Origin of the sequence: Vibrio rhodolitus (genome assembly GCF_003350325.1) — a bacterium.
GTDB classification, from domain to species: Bacteria; Pseudomonadota; Gammaproteobacteria; order Enterobacterales; family Vibrionaceae; genus Vibrio; species Vibrio rhodolitus.
In genome coordinates this window covers 73153-91798 of record NZ_QLYZ01000015.1, presented here as the reverse complement: position 1 = coordinate 91798, position 18646 = coordinate 73153, and the positions used below count along the sequence as shown (strand labels likewise).

Below are 18646 nucleotides of genomic sequence, written 5' to 3'. Positions count from 1 at the left end.
TGGAGTAGTTATGAGTGACACACAACAAGTCGAGCTCAGTCAGTTTGAGCTTGCAACAAGAAAAGACATCAAGTGGGTGACCACCACCATCACTATTTTCGGCGTGGCGCTATCATTGCTACATATCTGGTTTAACACCTTTGCTACCATCTCAGAACTATGGATCTCGGCAACTCATTTCGCTGGCTTTGCCGTAATGTGCGCGCTGCTTTACCCTGCCCACCGAAGCTTGCTGTATAGCAAGACGGCGTTAGCATTTGACGTCTTATTGGCGCTCGGTGCGGTTGCTTGCTTAGTTTACTTACCTTTTGCTGAAGATGCGCTTTATGAAAGGGGAGTTAAGTTCGTAACCAGTGACTGGGTGTTCGCCATTATGGCGATTGTGATTGTTACTGAACTTATCCGCCGCACCATGGGATGGTTTATTCCGGTACTGATCGTCATCTGTTTAACTTATGTTGTTTGGTGGGGTAAGTGGGCAACAGGGATTTTCCATTTTCCGGGTCTTAGCCTAGAAACCTTGCTCTATCGAAGCTTCTACTCTTCTGAGGGGATGTTTGGTCCAATCGCGCGGATCAGCTGGAGCTTCGTGTTTATGTTTATCCTTTTTGGTGCATTTTTAGTGCGCTCGGGAGTTGGGGATTACATCATCAACGTCGCGCGCGCCGCAGCAGGTAAAATCATCGGAGGTCCCGGTTTTATCGCGGTGATTGGTAGCGGATTAATGGGGTCGGTATCTGGCTCAAGCGTTGCCAATACGGTGTCGACCGGCGTTATCAGTATTCCTTTGATGCGTAAAGCGGGCTTTCCAGCCAAGTTTGCCGCAGGGGTGGAAGCGGCGGCATCAACTGGTGGGCAGTTAATGCCACCTGTGATGGGGGCAGGGGCGTTTATTATGGCGTCTTACACCCAGATCCCTTATGTCGATATTATTGCTGTCTCGTTTATGCCCGCTTTAATCTACTTTTTGTCGGTAGGCTTTTTTGTTCGAATTGAAGCCAAACGAAGTGGCGTACAGAAAATTACGGTCTCGGAAGTTTCATTAACTAAAGTGCTGATTTCAGGTTGGCATAATCTTATCCCGTTAGCGGTATTGGTGACCTTGTTGGTTCAGGGGTTTACTCCGACTTATGCAGCAGGCTTATCGATTATTTCGGTGATAGTCGCCAGTTGGTTTTCCAAAGAACACAAAATGGGTATCAGTGCGATTATCGAAGCTCTTTCTCAAGGGGCACGCAATATGGCGACGACTGCGGTGTTGTTAGTTGGTATAGGCTTGGTCATTAACGTTATTAGTACCACAGGGATCGGCAACACTTTCTCACTGATGATTGATAGCTGGGCGGGTGGCGATTTACTGATCATGCTCGCGTTGATCGCTCTGGCGTCATTGGTTCTGGGAATGGGGCTACCAGTAACTGCGGCCTATATTGTGCTGGGGACACTTTCTGCTCCTGCCCTATACAAACTGCTGGCAGAGCATCAATTAGTGGCGATGTTGATGGCAGGAGAGTTGCCGGAACAAGCGAAGGCGATCTTTATGTTAGCTGCGCCAGACAAGCTTGCTTTGCTTGAGGCGCCGATGCTAGAGGTGACAGCGAACGAGCTTATTGCATTAGTGCCAGCGGACTTTATGAGCATGTTACTTGAGCAAGCTTTAGGCGTTGAAACCGTTGCACTTGCGTTGCTTTCCGCGCATTTGATTATCTTTTGGTTATCGCAAGACAGTAATGTGACACCTCCGGTTTGTCTCACCGCTTTTGCTGCCGCTACGATAGCGAAAACCCCACCTATGCGCACCGGTCTAATGGCATGGAAAATCGCTAAAGGACTTTACTTGGTACCAATGCTTATCGCGTATAACGGCTTGGTATCGTGGGATATTGGACATGTATTACAAGTTGGTTTGCTGGCGATTATCGGCACCTATGCATTGATCGCGGCAATCGAAGGCTATCTAGAAGGACCACTCAATTGGGCAATGCGCATAGTAATGCTGGCTATCGGGGTATGCTTAGTTTGGCCAGGTATTGATTTGATAATCAAACTGGTTGCGGTGATGGTGTTTGTGGCGGGTTTTGTTTATAGCTCAAGGCTTTACCATCGGCACTCAGCAGTAGTGAGTTAAGCCAAATTAAAGGTATAAAAAAACCGGCGCAAGCGCCGGTTTTTCAATTTTCTTAGTCTTCGTTACGACGACCGTGACCACGTTCACCACGGTGGTTACCACGGTGATCACCACCACGGTTACGGTCGAAACGACGCTCGCCACCTTCACGGTTGCCACGGTAGCCGCCATCGCGGTTGCCGTCACGGTTACCACGGTAGCCACCACCATCGCGGTTGCCATCACGGTTACCACGGTAGCCACCTTCACGGTTGCCGTCACGGTTACCATCGCGGTTGCCACGGTAGCCGCCATCACGGTTACCATCGCGGTTGCCGTCACGATTACCACGGAAACCACCATCACGACGACCACCATCGCGACGACCGCCTTCACGACGACCGCGAGGTTCGCGGAAATCATCAAAGTCACATACTACTGCACCTACATCTTTTTGGCGGATGCGTAGTTTGCTTAGTTTGCCAGCCGTTTCTGAGTCCATCGCTTTTGGAAGCTGAACGTAAGTTTGACCTTGGTCTAGTTTGATAGCACCGATAGAGCCTTTAACTAGGCCTAGTTCGTTTGCTAGTGCACCAACGATGTCTTTAACTTGAACGCCTTGCTCGCGACCAACTTGTAGTTGGTAAGTATCCCAGTCTTGGGTATTGAAGCTACGACCGCCTTCGCGACGACCACCATCACGACCACCTTCACGGCGATCTTGGCGACGTTGCTTGTCACGTGCAATTGCTTCAACCATTGGGTCTTCGCCAATGTAGAACAGTGGACGTTTACCTTGTTGACGCTTAAGTAGGATTGCTGCAAGAGTCGTAGCATCGATTTCTAGAGTCTCTTGTAGTTTCTCAACTAGCTCAACAAACTTGTCTAGTGCTTTGTGTTCTTTTTCAGCTTCTAGCTCAGCACCTAGTTTAACTAGACGTGCTTCTGCTACTGCATCACGTAGAGGCAGTTGGATTTCTTCCATAGAAGACTTAGTTACGCGCTCGATAGTGCGTAGCATACGAATTTGGTTAGTGCGAACTAGAAGAATCGCCTTACCTTGACGTCCTGCACGACCAGTACGACCGATACGGTGGATGTAAGATTCCACATCGAATGGGATGTCGTAGTTGAATACGTGAGTAATACGTGGAACGTCTAGACCACGTGCAACAACGTCAGTAGCAACTAGGATGTCGATAACGCCGTTTTTGATATGGTCAACAGTGCGCTCACGAAGTGACTGTGGAATGTCACCGTGTAGTGCTGCTGCTTTGAAGCCACGTGCACATAGCCAATCTGCTAGGCGCTCAGTATCTTGACGAGTACGTACGAATACGATTGACGCGTCAGTTTCTTCTGTTTCAAGTAGACGAGACATTGCTTCGTCTTTCTCTACACCTTTAACAACCCAGAACTGTTGCTCTACTTTGTCTACAGTGTGGTTTTTACCTGCAACGTCAACCATTACTGGTTCACGTAGGAAGCGCTCAACAATGTTTTTCAGCATTGGAGGCATAGTTGCAGAGAAAAGAACGCGCTGTGCAGACTCAGGAGCGTGCTCCATGATTGCAGTTACATCGTCAACGAAGCCCATGTTAAGCATTTCATCAGCTTCATCTAGGATGAAGGTGTTTACTTCGTCAAGGTGTAGACGGTCACGGTTAATAAGGTCTTGAACACGACCAGGAGTACCAACGATCACGTGAGCGCCGTTTTTCAGTGCGCGCATTTGATCAACGATTGAAGTACCACCGTAGATTTCTAGAACTTTAAGACCAGAGATGTTTTGACCTAGGTTCTTCATTTCTGCCGCAACCTGGATCGCAAGCTCACGAGTAGGAGCAAGTACAACCGCTTGAGGTTTACGTTGAGAAAGGTCTAGTTTGTTCAATAGCGGAAGAGAGAAAGCCGCTGTTTTACCTGTACCTGTTTGCGCTTTACCTAGTGCATCTACACCTTCTAGAAGGTGCGGGATTGCCGCTGCTTGGATAGGAGTTGGAGAAACAAAACCCATGCTATCAAGAGCTGAAAGGATTGCGTCATTTAGTGCTAATTCACTAAATTGAATTACAGTATCTGTCATTGGGATCCCATTAACAAAAAAAAACAAAAGGTCCCACGAGCTCTACCAATTCCAATACCAATCCAGATTGAGCTGATTCCGTTCAGATGCGGATAAGTGTTAAATCGCATCAAGCCGCTAGGGACATAAGGGAGGCGGATTATTCCCTAAAAGCACAAAAAAAGCCAGAAAAAATTGAATTTCATCACAAAAATTTCTCCTAAGTGACGATTTTGACTCTTTTGTCATCACAGAAGTGGCAATTTGTTGTCATTTTGCACAAATCACAGCTGCTAACCGAGTAAGAAACGCGTGCTTTTTATAGATTGGCATTATGGCGAATGTTATAGTGTGCGCAATTTTACAAGCGAAAAGAGTTAAGATGTTCCAAGACAACCCGCTACTGGCTCAGCTAAAGCAGCAAATTCAAGAAAACCTGCCGAAAAAGGAAGGTACCATCAAAGCAACCGAGAAAGGCTTTGGTTTCTTAGAAGTGGATAGCAAGACCAGCTTCTTTATCCCACCACCATACATGAAGAAATGTCTGCACGGCGATAAAGTAAAGGCGATCATTCGCACTGAAAAAGAGAAAGAAGTTGCCGAGCCAGAGGAGCTTCTGGAACAAAGCTTAACTCGCTTTATTGGTCGAGTGAAAATGTTCAAGGGCAAATTAAACGTTGCTCCTGATCACCCACAATTGAAAAAGCAGTCACTGAAAGCAAAAGTGAAGAAAGGTCTTAACCCAAATGACTTTGCTGAAGGCGATTGGGTTGTGGCGCACCTTATTCAACACCCGTTAAAAGGTGATAATGGTTTCTTTGTTGAGATCTCACACAAGATCACTGACGCGGATGACAAAATTGCTCCGTGGTGGGTAACGCTAGCACAAAACGATCTACCAAACAGCGAGCCTGCTGGTATCGATAACTGGGAAATTAAAGACGACGCTGATCTTGAGCGTATCGATATGACCCATATCCCGTTTGTGACTATCGATGGTGAATCAACCAAAGATATGGATGATGCACTTTACGCGAAAAAGTTAGACAACGGCGACTTTGCCCTAACGATCGCTATCGCTGATCCAACCGCTTATATCACGCCTGATAGTGAGATGGACAAAGTAGCGCGTGAGCGCGGCTTTACGATCTATTTACCAGGTCGCAATATCCCAATGCTGCCACGTGACCTTGCTGATGAACTGTGTTCATTGATGCAAGATGAAGTTCGTCCGGCACTGTGCTGTACAGTAACCGTTAATAAAGATGGCGTGATCGGCGATGATATCAAGTTCTTCGCAGCAAACATTAAGTCTCATGCTCGCCTAGCTTATGATCATGTCTCGGATTGGTTAGAAAAAGGCGAATCACCAGTTTGGCAACCAAATGAAGAAATCGCGCAGATTGTTCGTGATCTTTACGACTTCTCATTGGCTCGTGCTGAGTGGCGTGAAACAAACGCTGTGGTATTCCCTGACCGCCCAGATTACCGCTTTGAGTTAAGTGAAGATAACGATGTAATCGCGATTCACGCGGATATGCGCCGAAGCGCAAACCGTCTTGTTGAAGAGTCAATGATCACTGCTAACATCTGTGCGGGTAAGACACTCCAAGCAAGTTTCGGTTCTGGCGTATTTAACCACCATGCAGGCATCAAACCAGAGAAGATTGCCGAAGTGATTGAGATGGTGAACCCACAAGGCGAGTTACCATTTACTGCTGAGTCAATTGCGACACTTGAAGGCTTTGCGGCGTTGCGTCGTTGGTTAGGTGCACAAGAGAGCAGCTACTTCGATAACCGTATTCGTAAAATGCAAGCGTATAGCGAGATTGGTAACCAACCGTTACCACACTTTGCTATGGGCTTAGATATTTACGCGACTTGGACTTCTCCAATTCGTAAATACGGCGATATGATCAACCACCGTATGCTAAAAGCTCATATTCTTGGTAAAGAGCCAGTTCAGATGGCTGATGAAATGGTGGGCGAAGAGCTTGCCCTGCATCGTAAACATCACAATATGGCTGAGCGCAATGTGTCTGATTGGTTGTATGCGCGCACCTTAGCTGAAGAGCCAGCGAAAGGAACTCTGTTTAATGCAGAGATCTTTGATATCAATCGCGCTGGTATGCGTGTGCGTCTGTTAGAGAATGGTGCAGCGGCATTTATTCCAAGTTCGCTTATCATGGATAACAAAGAACGTATTGAGTGCAATGGTGACTTGGGTATGGTGTCGATTGATAAACAGATCGAGTTCCGTTTAGGCGATACCTTAGAAGTAGTGTTAAGCGATGTAAACCAAGAGAACCGTAGCTTGGTTGCTAAACCAACTCAAGTTTTTGCCCCGCTTAAAGTCGAGCAGCAAGAAGAATCTCAAGCGGAAACGTCAGCAGAATAGACGTACTCGCGATTAATGAATTTAGCCCCTAAATGATGCTATTGTTTAGGGGCTTTTTTGATCCAGTAAATACGTTACCACGCGTTAATTCAGACCCTATCCGCTTAACGCTGCAATCTTATTGTCACAATTTTCTGTAACCATCTAATTTATAATAACTTTGAATGAAATGTCTTATTCCATTGTTGCTGCTTATCTAGTGATGAGTGAAAAGTTGGTGGGAATTTGTTGCAATCTGGCGGCTAAATATATGCCACGGTGCACACTTTTGCGGTTTGTTAGCGTTTGATACGAGTTGTTGGTTAAATGAGCAACTACAGTTTGTATAGGCGATGGAATGAATGATTAGCAGAGGATGTGAAAATACAGATTCATTCAGCGTGAGAATATGAGCTTTTTATATATAAACATATAAAAAATAACAAGTTAGTGTTTTTAGTGCCATCTTGCAAAACAGTGATCGCAAGCGATAAAATGCCATAACAAAAGTGAGAATCCTGTCGCATTATGGTTGCTTTCTGTAAAATATTGATACAAACTACGACTTAAGCTTTTCAGTGACAGTTACTCGGAAATTTTGTCCAAAAAATAGACAAAATTAAAGGGGTTAGTTCTGGAGAGCAAAATTGTTTCAATCTCTTGCAGTGATGGTTGGTCGGAGGAACTTCAATCATTGTTGGAAGAGATACATAACAATGATAAAGGCGACCTTATGGTCGCCACCTGTGTCACTTACTTAACACCCTTGGTTTGGCCGCCGATCAGTTAAGCAGTGCGCAAAATTGGTGTTACGCATAGCTGGCTGTTAGCTTAGATTCCTTACTATCCCTACTAACAGTTTTTGTAACCTGCCTGGGCTTGATGCTCAGGCTTTTTATTTTGCGCTCTGATAATAATCAGCGAGATAGGCTAGCCATAGTGAGTGAGATAAGGAATGCGATGCGGTGCAAATATTGAACCTTGCATGACTCGATATTGCAAAAATGAGAGGTTCGCATTTGTCGAGCCGCTAAATCTTGAATATGGCTTTAAAACTCTCGATTCGAGGGAGCACAGCCAAGATATTGAAGCAGTACGTATATACTCTCCTGCGACAACGCTACTCGACGAAAAAGATCGGCAAACGTTGCATCACCACCGAAGCACGTTTGTATATAGTGGTTAATCTCTCGCTCATCATAACCTTCAACGTACATTGTTCGTACCCATTGGTACTCAACAGCTTTTGGGTTAACCAATGTGCTTTCATCAAGAGTGGTGTCTTTAATCCCCAAGCTCATATCCTTAAACTGATGTCGAAGCTTGGATTTAAGCAAAGCTAGATTAAAGAAAAATGACAACGCAAAATCTTTTACTAAGCGCTGACATTGTGCCGATATTTCATCTTAGTAAAGAGAACCTATTTTAGATATTTTACGTGCGCTTCCATTTCAGCACCGATTTGCTTACGCATGTTCATCAGGCGAATAGCGGACTCACGTAGTTCGATATCTTCAGGTTGAGTAGGGACCCATTCAGGGACAGGGGAAGGTTTACCTTGCTCATCCACCGCAACCATAATTACGATGCAGTGTGTAGTGAGCCGATTGGTAAGCTCTTTAGGGTCACTGGCTTGCACGTCAATCGCGATATGCATTGAGCTGCTACCGGTATAAATAACTTTCGCGCTTACTTCTACTAAGTTGCCAACGTGAATTGGAGAGACAAAGCGGATTCCGCCAGCGTACGCAGTAATGCAATATTTGCCACTCCAGCCTGCAGCACATGCGTACGCGGCGAGGTCGATCCATTTCATCGCTGCGCCGCCGTGAACTTTTCCGCCAAAGTTCACATCACTTGGCTCAGCCAAGAAGCGTAACGTTACTTCTCGTTGTTGTTTACTCATCGCTTCACTTCACTCCCTTGATATCATGACTTTCTCAACCATTTCTGCGCTTGAATGCAGCCTTTAAGCTGATGAACTAAGCAATGGTTTACATAAATATAACAAGAGTTTAGGCAAAGAAGCTACGGAAATATCACCATCTCTATGGAGATTTTATTTGCGCACTTCTTCAAACTCGCCTTCAATGACGCGATCGTTGGTTTGCGTGTGTTGAGTGTGGCTAAATTGCGCTTTCTCTGCAGCTTTAACCAATCTTCTGCCAGTGATTGCACCAAGAATAGTTAAAGGAATAGCAATTAATAGACTTCCAATTAGAACAAAGAAGCCAGTAATAACAGCGATAAATGTAGTGAGTATGCGGGTCATACTTGTTTCCTCATTGATGATCTAGTCGAGACAAAATGCTTGGATAAAGGTGACGACTAATGAGTACAAACAGAATAGTTCACATTAGATGAATCGAGGATGAATGTGAAGTTAATCAAGAGTAAGTTTATGTAAAAAAGCCGCCTCAATTGAGACGGCAAAGACAGAGCGTTATTTATAATCGTTATGTTGTGGAGCTTAAATCATTTAAGGCAGTGTTTTGTAACGCACACCCATCATCTGTTCCATACAATGTACAACCTGGCAGCTGTAGCCAAATTCATTGTCATACCAGATATAAAGAACGCAACGCTTGTCCTGCGCAATGGTGGCAGCACCGTCAACGACGCCCGCAAAGCGAGAACCAACCAGATCAGTTGATACCACTTCGGTAGAGTCAGTGTAATCAATTTGTCCCGCTAGCTCAGAGTTAAGCGCCATTTCACGTAGATAGGTGTTTAGCTCATCGCGTTCTACTGTATTGCCAAGGTTTAGGTTCGCAACCGCCATTGAGACATTTGGTGTTGGAACACGAATCGCATTACCGGTTAATTTTCCTGCCAGCTCAGGCAGTGCTTTCGCTACCGCTTTAGCCGCGCCTGTAGAGGTCAGAACCATGTTCAGTGACGCGCTACGACCACGTCGTTCGCCGCTATGGAAGTTATCGATCAAGTTTTGATCGTTGGTGAACGAGTGAACGGTTTCAATATGTCCAGAGTCAATGCCGTAGCGATCGTTGAGCGCTTTTAGCACTGGCGTAATTGCGTTGGTAGTACAGCTTGCCGCAGAAATAATCGTGTCTTCTGGCTGGATAACTTGATCGTTTACACCAAACACTACGTTTTTGATGTCGCCTTTACCTGGTGCGGTAAGCAGTACTTTTTGGGCACCTTTAGACGCTAGGTGCTTGCTTAGACCCTCGCTATCACGCCACACGCCGGTGTTATCGACGATAAGCGCATCATTGATCCCGTATTGGGTGTAATCCACGTCTTCTGGTTGGTTGGCGTAGATAATTTGAATGTAGTTACCATTGGCGATGATAGCTTTACGTTCTTCATCAACCACAATACTGCCGTTGAATTGACCATGCACAGAGTCGCGGCGCAGCAAGCTAGCACGTTTTTGTAAGTCACCTTTTTTGCCACCACGAACAACAATAGCACGTAGGCGTAATGGGTAACCAGGTCCGCTCTTTTCTACTAAAAGGCGAGTAAGCAAACGACCGATGCGACCAAATCCGTACAGAACAACATCTTTTGGTGTTCCCACACCTTCACCATTCATTGCTGGTACCAGCGCTGAGTGGAGAAAATCTTTTAGAGCATGGGTATCGCTGTGCGTTTGCCAGTATTTGTCCGCCAATTGACCAATATCGACTTTACAAGGAGAAAGAGGCATTTCGGCGATAGCTTGAATTAGAGGTAAGGTCTGGGTTGGCGTTAGTGCTGTTCCGCTATAGTGTCGAGATAAGCGGTGGGTTTTGATAATGTCGATCGTCGCGGCATTAACCAATGTTTTACCGAAGAGAATAACTTCGACACCTTTTTGGCGATATAACTGACCGAGCAGTGGGGAGATAGTCTCAGCAACCGTTTGGTTCGTTTGCCAGTCGAGAAGATGTTTTTCAGGACTCATTGAACTTATGACCTTTCACGTTTTGGTTGAGCTTCCACCCCAAAAATGGGGTAGTGAATTTGTTGTAATTTTTATGTGGCGGAAGTGTAAAGGCGCAATGCTTATTCTGCTAGAAAAAATAAATCGCCTTTTAAGATCAATAAAATGCGGTTTTGCATGCAATTCTTGAACGAAATTTGCTCATAATCGCTGATTGACTTTAAAAAATTGGCAGGCTTATTTTTTAGATAAAAATACTCACTCGACCTTTTTAGTGTAACAAGCTCAATAGTTGCGGTGATATTTTGTTGTAAGTCAATTAATAAACAGATTTAGTTAAAACCTGGCGACGTTGTCGTTGCAATTCCTATAGCTCAAAGAAATAGCAGGATGAAATGGGTGGATTAGATAAATTAAGAGTGGAAATTTGCGATCGATATCTCAATTGAGTGGAGCTTAAGAGAGACTGGTTAGATTTCGTTGGGTGAGCAAAGAAAGGGAAAGCGCTGTGGTAGCACAGCGCCTGTTAATTAGCGTGCTGATTGACCTAGGTCTTCAAGTGGTAACCAGTTCACTTTCACGCCCGCTTGCAGGAACATGTCTTGGCTCACTTTGATCTTTTCGCCCCAGCGAGATAAGAAATCTTCGGTTTGTTCAGGGCAATGGACCGCAGATATCCCAGTTTGAATGATTTTCGCGGCGCAGTTAGGACAAGGGAAATGCGTAACCCAAATTTCGCATCCATCTAAGTCACGTTTAGCAAATAGAATCGCGTTTTCTTCGGCATGCAGTGTTTTAAGATACTTCATTTCGCGATCGTCTGTAGTCGCGCTATCTGAAATGCCGTGTGGGTAACCATTGAATCCAACCGAAACAATACGATTCTGTTTAGTAATCACAGCGCCGACTTGGGTGGATGGATCTTTACTCCAAGAGCCAACAAGTTCAGCCATTTGGTAAAAACGTTGTGCCCATTTTGAGATCATTTCTTTTCCTCAAGATAATTACTTTTCGCTAAAGCTCGGCAATTTATGCCAAACCTACGGGCATATTATGACACTTTTAATGGGCTTAGTACCTTATTTGCTGATTTAACGTAAATAAATTGACGTTCTAATTAATGAGAGTTTGCTAGTAGAGCGGTGATTTCACCCATCTGTTTGTAAGAGATATCTCACAAGCGCGTAGGAAACTAGAGGTTTTAGGTTAAGGATAATGGTTACGATTCTATATATGTTATTGATATATAGGCTCTATTGCTGTTTTTGGTGTTTTATTTATCGAATTATTTTTTCTCAACCGCTAGTCGATTAGCCGCAAATTACGTAAATTAAAGGTGTCAGCAGAAAGCAGACACGGAACAGGAAAGACCCAAGGATTGGTCATCTTCAGGAAGAAGATATAGTTATCGCGGATTGATAACTAGCAAGGATTGCAAAGGACACCGCTAGGACAGCGATGTTAAGGAAGTGCTGAAGGATACAGCGTACTATCAAGGAATAGATGCAGGGAGCACCTATTAGTAGCCGGATGCTGCGAGTAAGAATAGACCCCGTTAGGCAATGCCTAGCGGGGTTTTCTTTTATAGCCACTCAACTTCTATAACCACTGAACTTCAATTTGAACTTCAATGGCTACCTCAGTAAAAGCAATTAACGCTTAAAGCTCACCGCTTCACTTTCACCTAGATGAATTTGCGTCGTAGCAGGTTGTGTTTCAGCAATCACTTTACCGTGACGTACAGAGTAACGTACTGGAACTTGACGACGTACCGCATCAAAACCATTTTCAGCCGGCAGGATCAATAGGCTGCCAGGTTTACCAGCTTCAATGCCATGCTTATCTTGAATGTTTAACGTGCGCGCTGAGTTGGTGCTGATCAAATCAAGCGAGTTATTGATTTGGTCATAGCCCATCACTTGGCATACATGCAGCCCCATATGCAGAACTTGCAGCATGTTTGCGGTGCCAAGCGGATACCAAGGGTCGAAAACATCATCGTGACCAAAGCAAACATTGATGTTGGCATTTAGCATCTCTTTTACACGAGTCACGCCGCGACGTTTTGGATAGTCATCAAAGCGACCTTGCAAATGGATGTTCACTAGTGGGTTTGCCACAAAGTTGATACCAGACATGCGTAGTAAACGGAATAGGCGAGATGCGTAAGCACCATTGTAAGAACCCATTGCCGTAGTATGGCTTGCGGTTACCTTATGACCCATGTTGTATTTATGCGCAAGTGCCGCCAATGTCTCAACAAAGCGCGATTGTTCATCATCGATTTCATCACAATGCACATCAATCAGGCGGTCATATTTTTGCGCCAGTTCAAACACGTAGTGTAGCGATTCAATACCGTACTCACGAGTGAATTCGAAGTGAGGGATCGCACCAATCACATCGGCGCCAAGTTGTACCGCTTCTTCTAACAGCTCTTTACCATTCGGGTAAGATAGGATCCCTTCTTGTGGGAAGGCTACGATTTGAATGTCTACCCACTCTTTCATCTCTTCGCGTACTTCGACCATAGCCTTTAGCGCGATAAGTGTTGGGTCAGACACATCTACGTGGGTACGAACATGTTGCACACCGTTAGCGATTTGCCATTTTAGTGTTTGTTTTGCGCGCGTTTTTACATCTTCAATGGAAAGCAGTTCTTTGCGCTCAGCCCAGCGTTCGATACCTTCAAACAAAGTACCAGAGATGTTCCAACTTGGTTCACCTGCGGTTTGGGTGGTATCTAGGTGGATGTGTGGTTCGCAGAATGGAGCCACTGCCATTCCTCCTTCAGCATCAAGCACGTCGCCTGGGAAACCTAACTCAAGGTTATTGTCTTCAATACGCTTAAATTGACCATCCTCAATCAAAATTTGCTTAAGACCTTCCTGACCTTGCAGCGTTACGTTCTTGATCAACATAGTTGTCATGATGCTTCCTTACGCTAGCTTAGCTGCTAACGTTTTTTTATTGATAATAGGGTTTAAAACAAGGTAGCTAATCGCGCCACCAAGTACAGCATTGACTGGTACGACACCCGGAATAAAGTGACCAGCCGCTACACCAATTGCCACTGCCATAATGCCTGCCCAATTGACAGTTTGGAACTGAGCTGCTTCGAAATTAGCGTAGCGTTTACGGTTTGCCAAGAAATCCGCGATGATCACCCCACCAATTGGTGGAATTGCCAGCGATAGGAACGTTAACCAACCAACGAAGTTGTTGTACAGCCATAACGCACACAACGTACCAACAACGCCATTAACCATTGAGATGTACTTACTTGGCAGACCTGTGATGTTCGAAAATCCAAGACCTGATGCGTAAAGCGCGTTGTCGTTGGTAGTCCAGATGTTTAAGCCTAAAACGATGATAGCTGGAATTAGCAGACCTTGAGCAATCATCACTTCAGAGATATCAGATTGTCCGGTTACTGACGCGCCAGCTGCGCCGAAGATGAACATCAGTGAGTTGCCGATAAAGAACGCCACCATGGTAACCAGCACCGCACCTTTTGGCTTTTTACCAAAGCGAACAAAGTCAGCGGTAAGTGTACCAGCACTAATGAAAGAGCCGACAACCATAGCTAGCGCAATAGAAAAATCGATAGGCTGTGCTGGCTGTACTTTTTGTAACTCGCTCACACCACCAATGCTGTTGATTGCTTCGATGACTGAGTAACCCCCTAGCAGGGCAATCGCAGGGACAGCGATGGCAGATAGAATCATTAAGGCTGCAATACCGAAGTAAACGGTGGCAGTCATCAGTAGACCAGAGACAAGAATTAGAATGTTGGTGTCGATGCCGGTTGCTTTATGTACCGGGATAGCAAACATTGCCACGCCAACACCAAACCAACCAACTTGAGTGCCGCCAAGTAGAGCAGAAGGAAGCCAAGAGCCTTTAGAACCGAAAGAGAAACGAGCGAGAAGGTGAGTAGAGAGACCAGTAGAAGCGCCGATGTAACCAAGAAAAGAAGTGTAAATACCGAGAATTAGGTTACCAATGAGAACAGCGAGGAAGAAATCATTAAAGGAGAGACCAGTGCCGAGTGAACCACCGGTCCACATACTGGCTGAAAAGAAGGTCAGCCCCAGCATTACCATTGTTAGCGATGCCACCCCTTTGCGTGCCGTATTAGGAACAGGACCTAGGCTATAGTTGTTATCACCAGCCATTTTAACCTCCGCGCTTAAAAAATAGATTTATTGCCAAACTCTAGTTAAACGGCGCGTATTATGGCGCCTGAAACATCAATGTCAATGATAAAAATGTCATTTAGATGTGTATTTGATGGTTATTGATTTTAAAGTAAATAAAAACAGTATCTTAAATATTTAGTTTCCCTATATTTATTCTAGATAAACGTTTGCTAAGTGTGTTTGTTCTATGCTTATTGTTACTTATTTGCTCATTTTTAAGTCTTCTTAGATTATCGCGTATTTTTTACGGTTTATTCAAAGTTAGGGAACTCATTTAGCCTATTTTTTCGGCTTTGAGTAATGCGTTGGATAAATTATCAACAAGTTTTCCTAGGTTATCTTTGGTTTATGGCGTTTTAGTTGTGGTTTTTGATTGTATGGCTAATAAATTCAGGTTTTGTTGCGGTAAATACCCGATCAGGCACGATGTTAGATTTGAGCTGGCAGCGGTTTTCTCATTAATTTCAGGAGCCAAATGGGTCTATTGCCATCTAGTTTTAGCTGCAAAACACTGATCTAGATAAAGACGCGCGACGTAAAATGCTTTGAGATTCAACCCTTTTCGACAGTTAGCTAAGTTAAAAGAGTGATCTCAGTTAGGTAAATATTTTGATGTTCAAGTGTTAATTGAGAGCTTTGCACCAGTAAATTTTGTGTGACTAAGTATAATGGCTGGAGCTTTCACATAAGGAGATAAATAATGAAACTTCGTTACTTGCTTTCTATCACAACGCTTTTCGCAGCCGCATTTTCAGCCCAAGCAAGCGCTAGCTGTGAAGTGACAGTTGAAGCAAACGACATGATGAAATTCTCAACAGACGTAATCAGTGTTCCAGCAACTTGTGAAGAAGTGTCTATCACTTTAAAGCATACAGGTAAGCTTCCTGCGGCTTCAATGGGACACAACATCGTTATTACTGATACCGCGAACGTACAAGGTGTAGGTACTGATGGTATGAGTGCTGGTCTTGATAATAGCTACGTTAAACCAGGTGATGATCGCGTGTACGCGTTTTCTAAAGTCATCGGTGGTGGCGAAGAGACAGTACTAACATTCGATACCTCTGCTCTGCAAGCGGGTGGAGATTACACTTTCTTCTGTTCGTTCCCTGGTCACTGGGCGATTATGAAAGGCAAGTTTGAATTCAAATAATCTTTGAAGCGAATTCAATACAAAAAAAGGCACCGCAATGCGGTGCCTTTGTCTTAGGACTTATTTTCTATTTCCGAACTACTTCGAAATCATTGACTGATCTTGTTTAGGTATTCTAGATTTAGCTCAATACCTAAACCAGGTGCATCACTTACTGCAATTGAACCGTCAATAATTGGAGGCTCATTTAAAGTTAGGTTCAGGGTCAGCTCCCCTTGCCAGAATTCTTGATGCAAGTATTCGATGTAATGCTCAGTTTTCATTGCCGCGCCAAAGTGACGAGCGGCTGCTGATGTGATACCTGTTTTCCAGTTGTGCGGCATTAGAATCGCGTTGTGGTATTCACACAGCTCTTCAATACGTAGCAACTCAGTTAAACCACCACAACGGTTATAGTCAGACTGCACAACTGAAATACCCGCGTTGTTCAACCAATCTTGTGCTTCAAAGCGAGTTGTCGACATTTCAGCGCCACATAAGCGTGTCGATAGACACTCAGAAAGCTTTTTATGACCGATAAGATCATCGTGTTGCAGCACCGCTTCCACAAAGAACAAATCAATGTCTTTTAGTTGGTCAAACGTCCAACGTGCAGCTTGCCAGTCATGCCAACGGTATAGACAGTCGACCATCATATCGATGTCGTAGCCAAGTAGGTTACGCAATTCACGCAAGTACCATACGATCTCTTTATCTGTCGCAGGGCAACTCGGCATGATACAGACTTTTACTGCTTTGGCGCCTACCGCTTTTGCTTTCGCAAACAATACCGCATAGGCATCGATGATGTCTTGCAACGATGCATCAGCAGGAACGCTTGGGTAAAGAGTAAAATAAGGCGTGATTTTGTCGCGGTTTTTACCCCCCATCAACTGGTAGGCTGGTACACCTAGCTGTTTACCAGCTAGATCGTAAAGTGCCATATCAATACCAGAGATGACGAACATACCCAGACCACGCATGCCGACCCATCGAGTCGTGTCATACATGTTTTCCCATATCGAGCGGAATGCCATAGGCTCACGACCAATTACAGCTTCTTTGATATTTTTTAGCCACTTGTGCTCAGTTTCTAACTCTGAAAATGCTTTGATTACTTCTGGTGAACCATCAGCTTCGCCGATACCGTAAACACCGTTTTCATCTGTGACTTTAACGATTACTGTATTTTCACTCCAGTTAGTCGCTTCGACATTTACCGGAATAAATTCAACCGATGTAATTTTTGCTACAGACATCGTTATACCTCAACTTGACGTAGTTCAGTCACTGATTGCTCAGTTGCTTTAGTTGTTTCTTTTGCTGCAGGAGCAGACGTTGTTGCTACGAATAATTCTGGGTGGTCACGACGGATCCATTTCATTAGACATACGCCTAGGATGAAGTACAGAACGATCATTGGAAGACCAACCACGACACACATAGATTTAATCGTATCAATGCTGCCGCCCATGAAGAATGCTGCCATCGATACCGCACCGATACCCACTGCCCAAATCATACGCACTGATACATCTGGGTCAGCGTCATGGTCTAGCTCTTTAGTTGTCATCATTGACACTGCCATTGCCGCAGAAGTCATGGTTGTTGACATTAGGAAGAACTCAACCACTAGGAAGATTACTAGGATCACTGCACCAAAAGGTAGAGACTTAATAGTTTGGATAATCGCACTTGATACACCAGACTCAGACATCCATTGCAGAACCGGAAGTGTACCTGAGATTTCATTGTAAACTGAGTAGCTACCAAAGATCGCGATAAAGAATGCACAACCCGCAGAGCCAAACGTAATAGTCGTTAGCACCAGTTGCTTGATTGTACGACCTTTAGAGATACGCGCCAAGAATACGCCCATCATCACTAGGTAAGCGAAGTACCAAGCCCAGTAGTACATAGTCCAAGCTTGTGGGAAGCCTGATTTTTGTACAGGGTCAGTCCAGAAGCTCATACGGATGTAGTTGTTGAACATTACGCCTACGCTGTCAAAGAAGTAAGCGAAGATGAATGCTGTTGGACCTGAAACTAGAATTACGATACCTAGAGCGAATGCTGCGTAAACACACGCATTAGCCAGTTTAGATACACCTTTCTTCATGCCTGCAAACATTACTAGCGCGTAGAAAGCGATGAACAGTACGATGATGCCAACTTGCATTGTCAGACCGTTTTTAATGCCAGTTAGGTTTTCAACACCTGAACCGATCAAGTCAACGGCTAGACCCATAGAAGTTGAGAAAGCGCCTAGTGTACCGAAGATAGCAACGATATCGATAATGTAGCCGACGATGCCATTCGCGTGCTTTTCACCAATTACTGTTTTAACTAACTGGCTAAGACGAAGATTGCGGTGCTTCATCTTATGTAGGTAGTAAGCGAACGGTACTGCAGGCATACAGAAAATAGCCCAACCTGTCGGACCCCAGTGGAACAGAGTAAAGGTAATTAACCATTGTGCTGCTTCAGGAGTGCCTTTTTCTGCAAACATCGGTGGACTCTGCATGTAGTACATTGGCTCACCAACCGCCCAAAAAATCAGTGCGGCACCAACACCAGCAGAGAAGATCATAAAGGCATAGCTTGCGTAGCTAAATTCAGGTGCATCTGCATCTGTACCGAGTTTGATGTTGCCAAAGCGGCTAAGAGCCAAATAGAGCAGGAACATCAGACACGAGAAACCAGCTAGTTGGATGAACCAACCGATATCGTTTGTTACCCATCTCATACCAGCATTTGCCGCAGCGCCAGATTGTTCAGGGAAAAGTACAGCGAGCCCAAGCGCCAAAAACGTAAAGCTAATGGCGGGCCAGAACAGTTTGTGATCTAGGTTATTGAATTTCATTGCAATTCCTT

At 44.7% G+C, this 18646-nt stretch carries 13 protein-coding genes; 3 read left to right on the top strand and 10 right to left on the bottom strand.

Annotated features, from left to right (window positions below; translation table 11 throughout):
• The first annotated feature begins 10 nt into the window (after positions 1-10).
• The gene (locus DPF93_RS14475; protein ID WP_114766838.1) at positions 11-2128 is read left to right on the top strand and encodes a TRAP transporter permease; all 2118 of its coding nucleotides are present in this window, start codon (positions 11-13) and stop codon (positions 2126-2128) included.
• 52 nt (positions 2129-2180) lie between these two features.
• Here the strand turns inward: DPF93_RS14475 and DPF93_RS14470 are convergent, their stop codons facing one another.
• Entirely contained in the window at positions 2181-4193 is a 2013-nt protein-coding gene (locus DPF93_RS14470) for a DEAD/DEAH box helicase (RefSeq protein ID WP_114766837.1), read from the bottom strand.
• A 361-nt stretch (positions 4194-4554) separates the two neighbouring features.
• Here DPF93_RS14470 and rnb point away from each other — a divergent pair, with 361 nt between their 5' ends.
• On the top strand, positions 4555-6570 hold the full coding sequence (gene rnb, locus DPF93_RS14465; protein ID WP_114766836.1) for an exoribonuclease II: 2016 nt from the start codon (positions 4555-4557) through the stop codon (positions 6568-6570).
• 1028 nt (positions 6571-7598) lie between these two features.
• On the opposite strand, the gene DPF93_RS14460 is transcribed toward rnb, so the two are convergent.
• The 7 genes from DPF93_RS14460 to codB form a co-directional block, all read right to left on the bottom strand.
• Positions 7599-7844 (bottom strand): hypothetical protein, encoded by a 246-nt coding sequence (locus tag DPF93_RS14460; protein ID WP_208638797.1) that lies wholly within the window; start codon positions 7842-7844, stop codon positions 7599-7601.
• A 125-nt stretch (positions 7845-7969) separates the two neighbouring features.
• Positions 7970-8455, bottom strand: coding sequence for an acyl-CoA thioesterase (locus tag DPF93_RS14455; RefSeq protein WP_114766834.1), 486 nt, complete (start codon positions 8453-8455; stop codon positions 7970-7972).
• A gap of 153 nt (positions 8456-8608) precedes the next feature.
• Complete coding sequence (locus tag DPF93_RS14450; protein WP_114766833.1) at positions 8609-8821, bottom strand: hypothetical protein; 213 nt, start codon at positions 8819-8821, stop codon at positions 8609-8611.
• A gap of 207 nt (positions 8822-9028) precedes the next feature.
• Positions 9029-10459: a glyceraldehyde-3-phosphate dehydrogenase gene (locus DPF93_RS14445; RefSeq protein WP_114766832.1), complete on the bottom strand. Its 1431-nt coding sequence runs from the start codon at positions 10457-10459 to the stop codon at positions 9029-9031.
• A 509-nt stretch (positions 10460-10968) separates the two neighbouring features.
• On the bottom strand, positions 10969-11424 hold the full coding sequence (locus DPF93_RS14440) for a dCMP deaminase family protein (protein ID WP_114766831.1): 456 nt from the start codon (positions 11422-11424) through the stop codon (positions 10969-10971).
• Positions 11425-12090: 666 nt separating this feature from the next.
• Positions 12091-13368, bottom strand: a complete 1278-nt coding sequence (locus tag DPF93_RS14435) for a cytosine deaminase (protein ID WP_114766830.1) — start codon at positions 13366-13368, stop codon at positions 12091-12093.
• A gap of 9 nt (positions 13369-13377) precedes the next feature.
• The gene (codB, locus tag DPF93_RS14430) at positions 13378-14616 is read right to left on the bottom strand and encodes a cytosine permease (protein ID WP_114766829.1); all 1239 of its coding nucleotides are present in this window, start codon (positions 14614-14616) and stop codon (positions 13378-13380) included.
• A 724-nt stretch (positions 14617-15340) separates the two neighbouring features.
• On the opposite strand from codB, the gene azu reads away from it, so the two are divergent.
• Positions 15341-15793 carry an azurin gene (gene azu, locus DPF93_RS14425; RefSeq protein ID WP_114766828.1) on the top strand — a complete coding sequence of 151 codons (453 nt, stop codon included), beginning with the start codon at positions 15341-15343 and terminating at the stop codon, positions 15791-15793.
• An 89-nt stretch (positions 15794-15882) separates the two neighbouring features.
• On the opposite strand, the gene DPF93_RS14420 is transcribed toward azu, so the two are convergent.
• Both DPF93_RS14420 and DPF93_RS14415 read right to left on the bottom strand, forming a co-directional pair.
• Positions 15883-17031 (bottom strand): mandelate racemase/muconate lactonizing enzyme family protein, encoded by a 1149-nt coding sequence (locus tag DPF93_RS14420; protein ID WP_114766827.1) that lies wholly within the window; start codon positions 17029-17031, stop codon positions 15883-15885.
• 2 nt (positions 17032-17033) lie between these two features.
• Entirely contained in the window at positions 17034-18635 is a 1602-nt protein-coding gene (locus tag DPF93_RS14415) for a BCCT family transporter (protein WP_114766826.1), read from the bottom strand.
• Positions 18636-18646: the final 11 nt, after the last annotated feature.

What these genes read in the sequence shown, in the direction of transcription:
- codB (WP_114766829.1), bottom strand. Translation starts at nt 14,616, where the DNA reads ATGGCTGGTGATAACAACTATAGCCTAGGTCCTGTTCCTAATACGGCA.
- DPF93_RS14415 (WP_114766826.1), bottom strand. Translation starts at nt 18,635, where the DNA reads ATGAAATTCAATAACCTAGATCACAAACTGTTCTGGCCCGCCATTAGC.
- DPF93_RS14455 (WP_114766834.1), bottom strand. Translation starts at nt 8,455, where the DNA reads ATGAGTAAACAACAACGAGAAGTAACGTTACGCTTCTTGGCTGAGCCA.
- rnb (WP_114766836.1), top strand. Translation starts at nt 4,555, where the DNA reads ATGTTCCAAGACAACCCGCTACTGGCTCAGCTAAAGCAGCAAATTCAA.
- DPF93_RS14435 (WP_114766830.1), bottom strand. Translation starts at nt 13,368, where the DNA reads ATGACAACTATGTTGATCAAGAACGTAACGCTGCAAGGTCAGGAAGGT.
- DPF93_RS14475 (WP_114766838.1), top strand. Translation starts at nt 11, where the DNA reads ATGAGTGACACACAACAAGTCGAGCTCAGTCAGTTTGAGCTTGCAACA.
- DPF93_RS14470 (WP_114766837.1), bottom strand. Translation starts at nt 4,193, where the DNA reads ATGACAGATACTGTAATTCAATTTAGTGAATTAGCACTAAATGACGCA.
- DPF93_RS14450 (WP_114766833.1), bottom strand. Translation starts at nt 8,821, where the DNA reads ATGACCCGCATACTCACTACATTTATCGCTGTTATTACTGGCTTCTTT.
- DPF93_RS14445 (WP_114766832.1), bottom strand. Translation starts at nt 10,459, where the DNA reads ATGAGTCCTGAAAAACATCTTCTCGACTGGCAAACGAACCAAACGGTT.
- DPF93_RS14440 (WP_114766831.1), bottom strand. Translation starts at nt 11,424, where the DNA reads ATGATCTCAAAATGGGCACAACGTTTTTACCAAATGGCTGAACTTGTT.
- azu (WP_114766828.1), top strand. Translation starts at nt 15,341, where the DNA reads ATGAAACTTCGTTACTTGCTTTCTATCACAACGCTTTTCGCAGCCGCA.
- DPF93_RS14420 (WP_114766827.1), bottom strand. Translation starts at nt 17,031, where the DNA reads ATGTCTGTAGCAAAAATTACATCGGTTGAATTTATTCCGGTAAATGTC.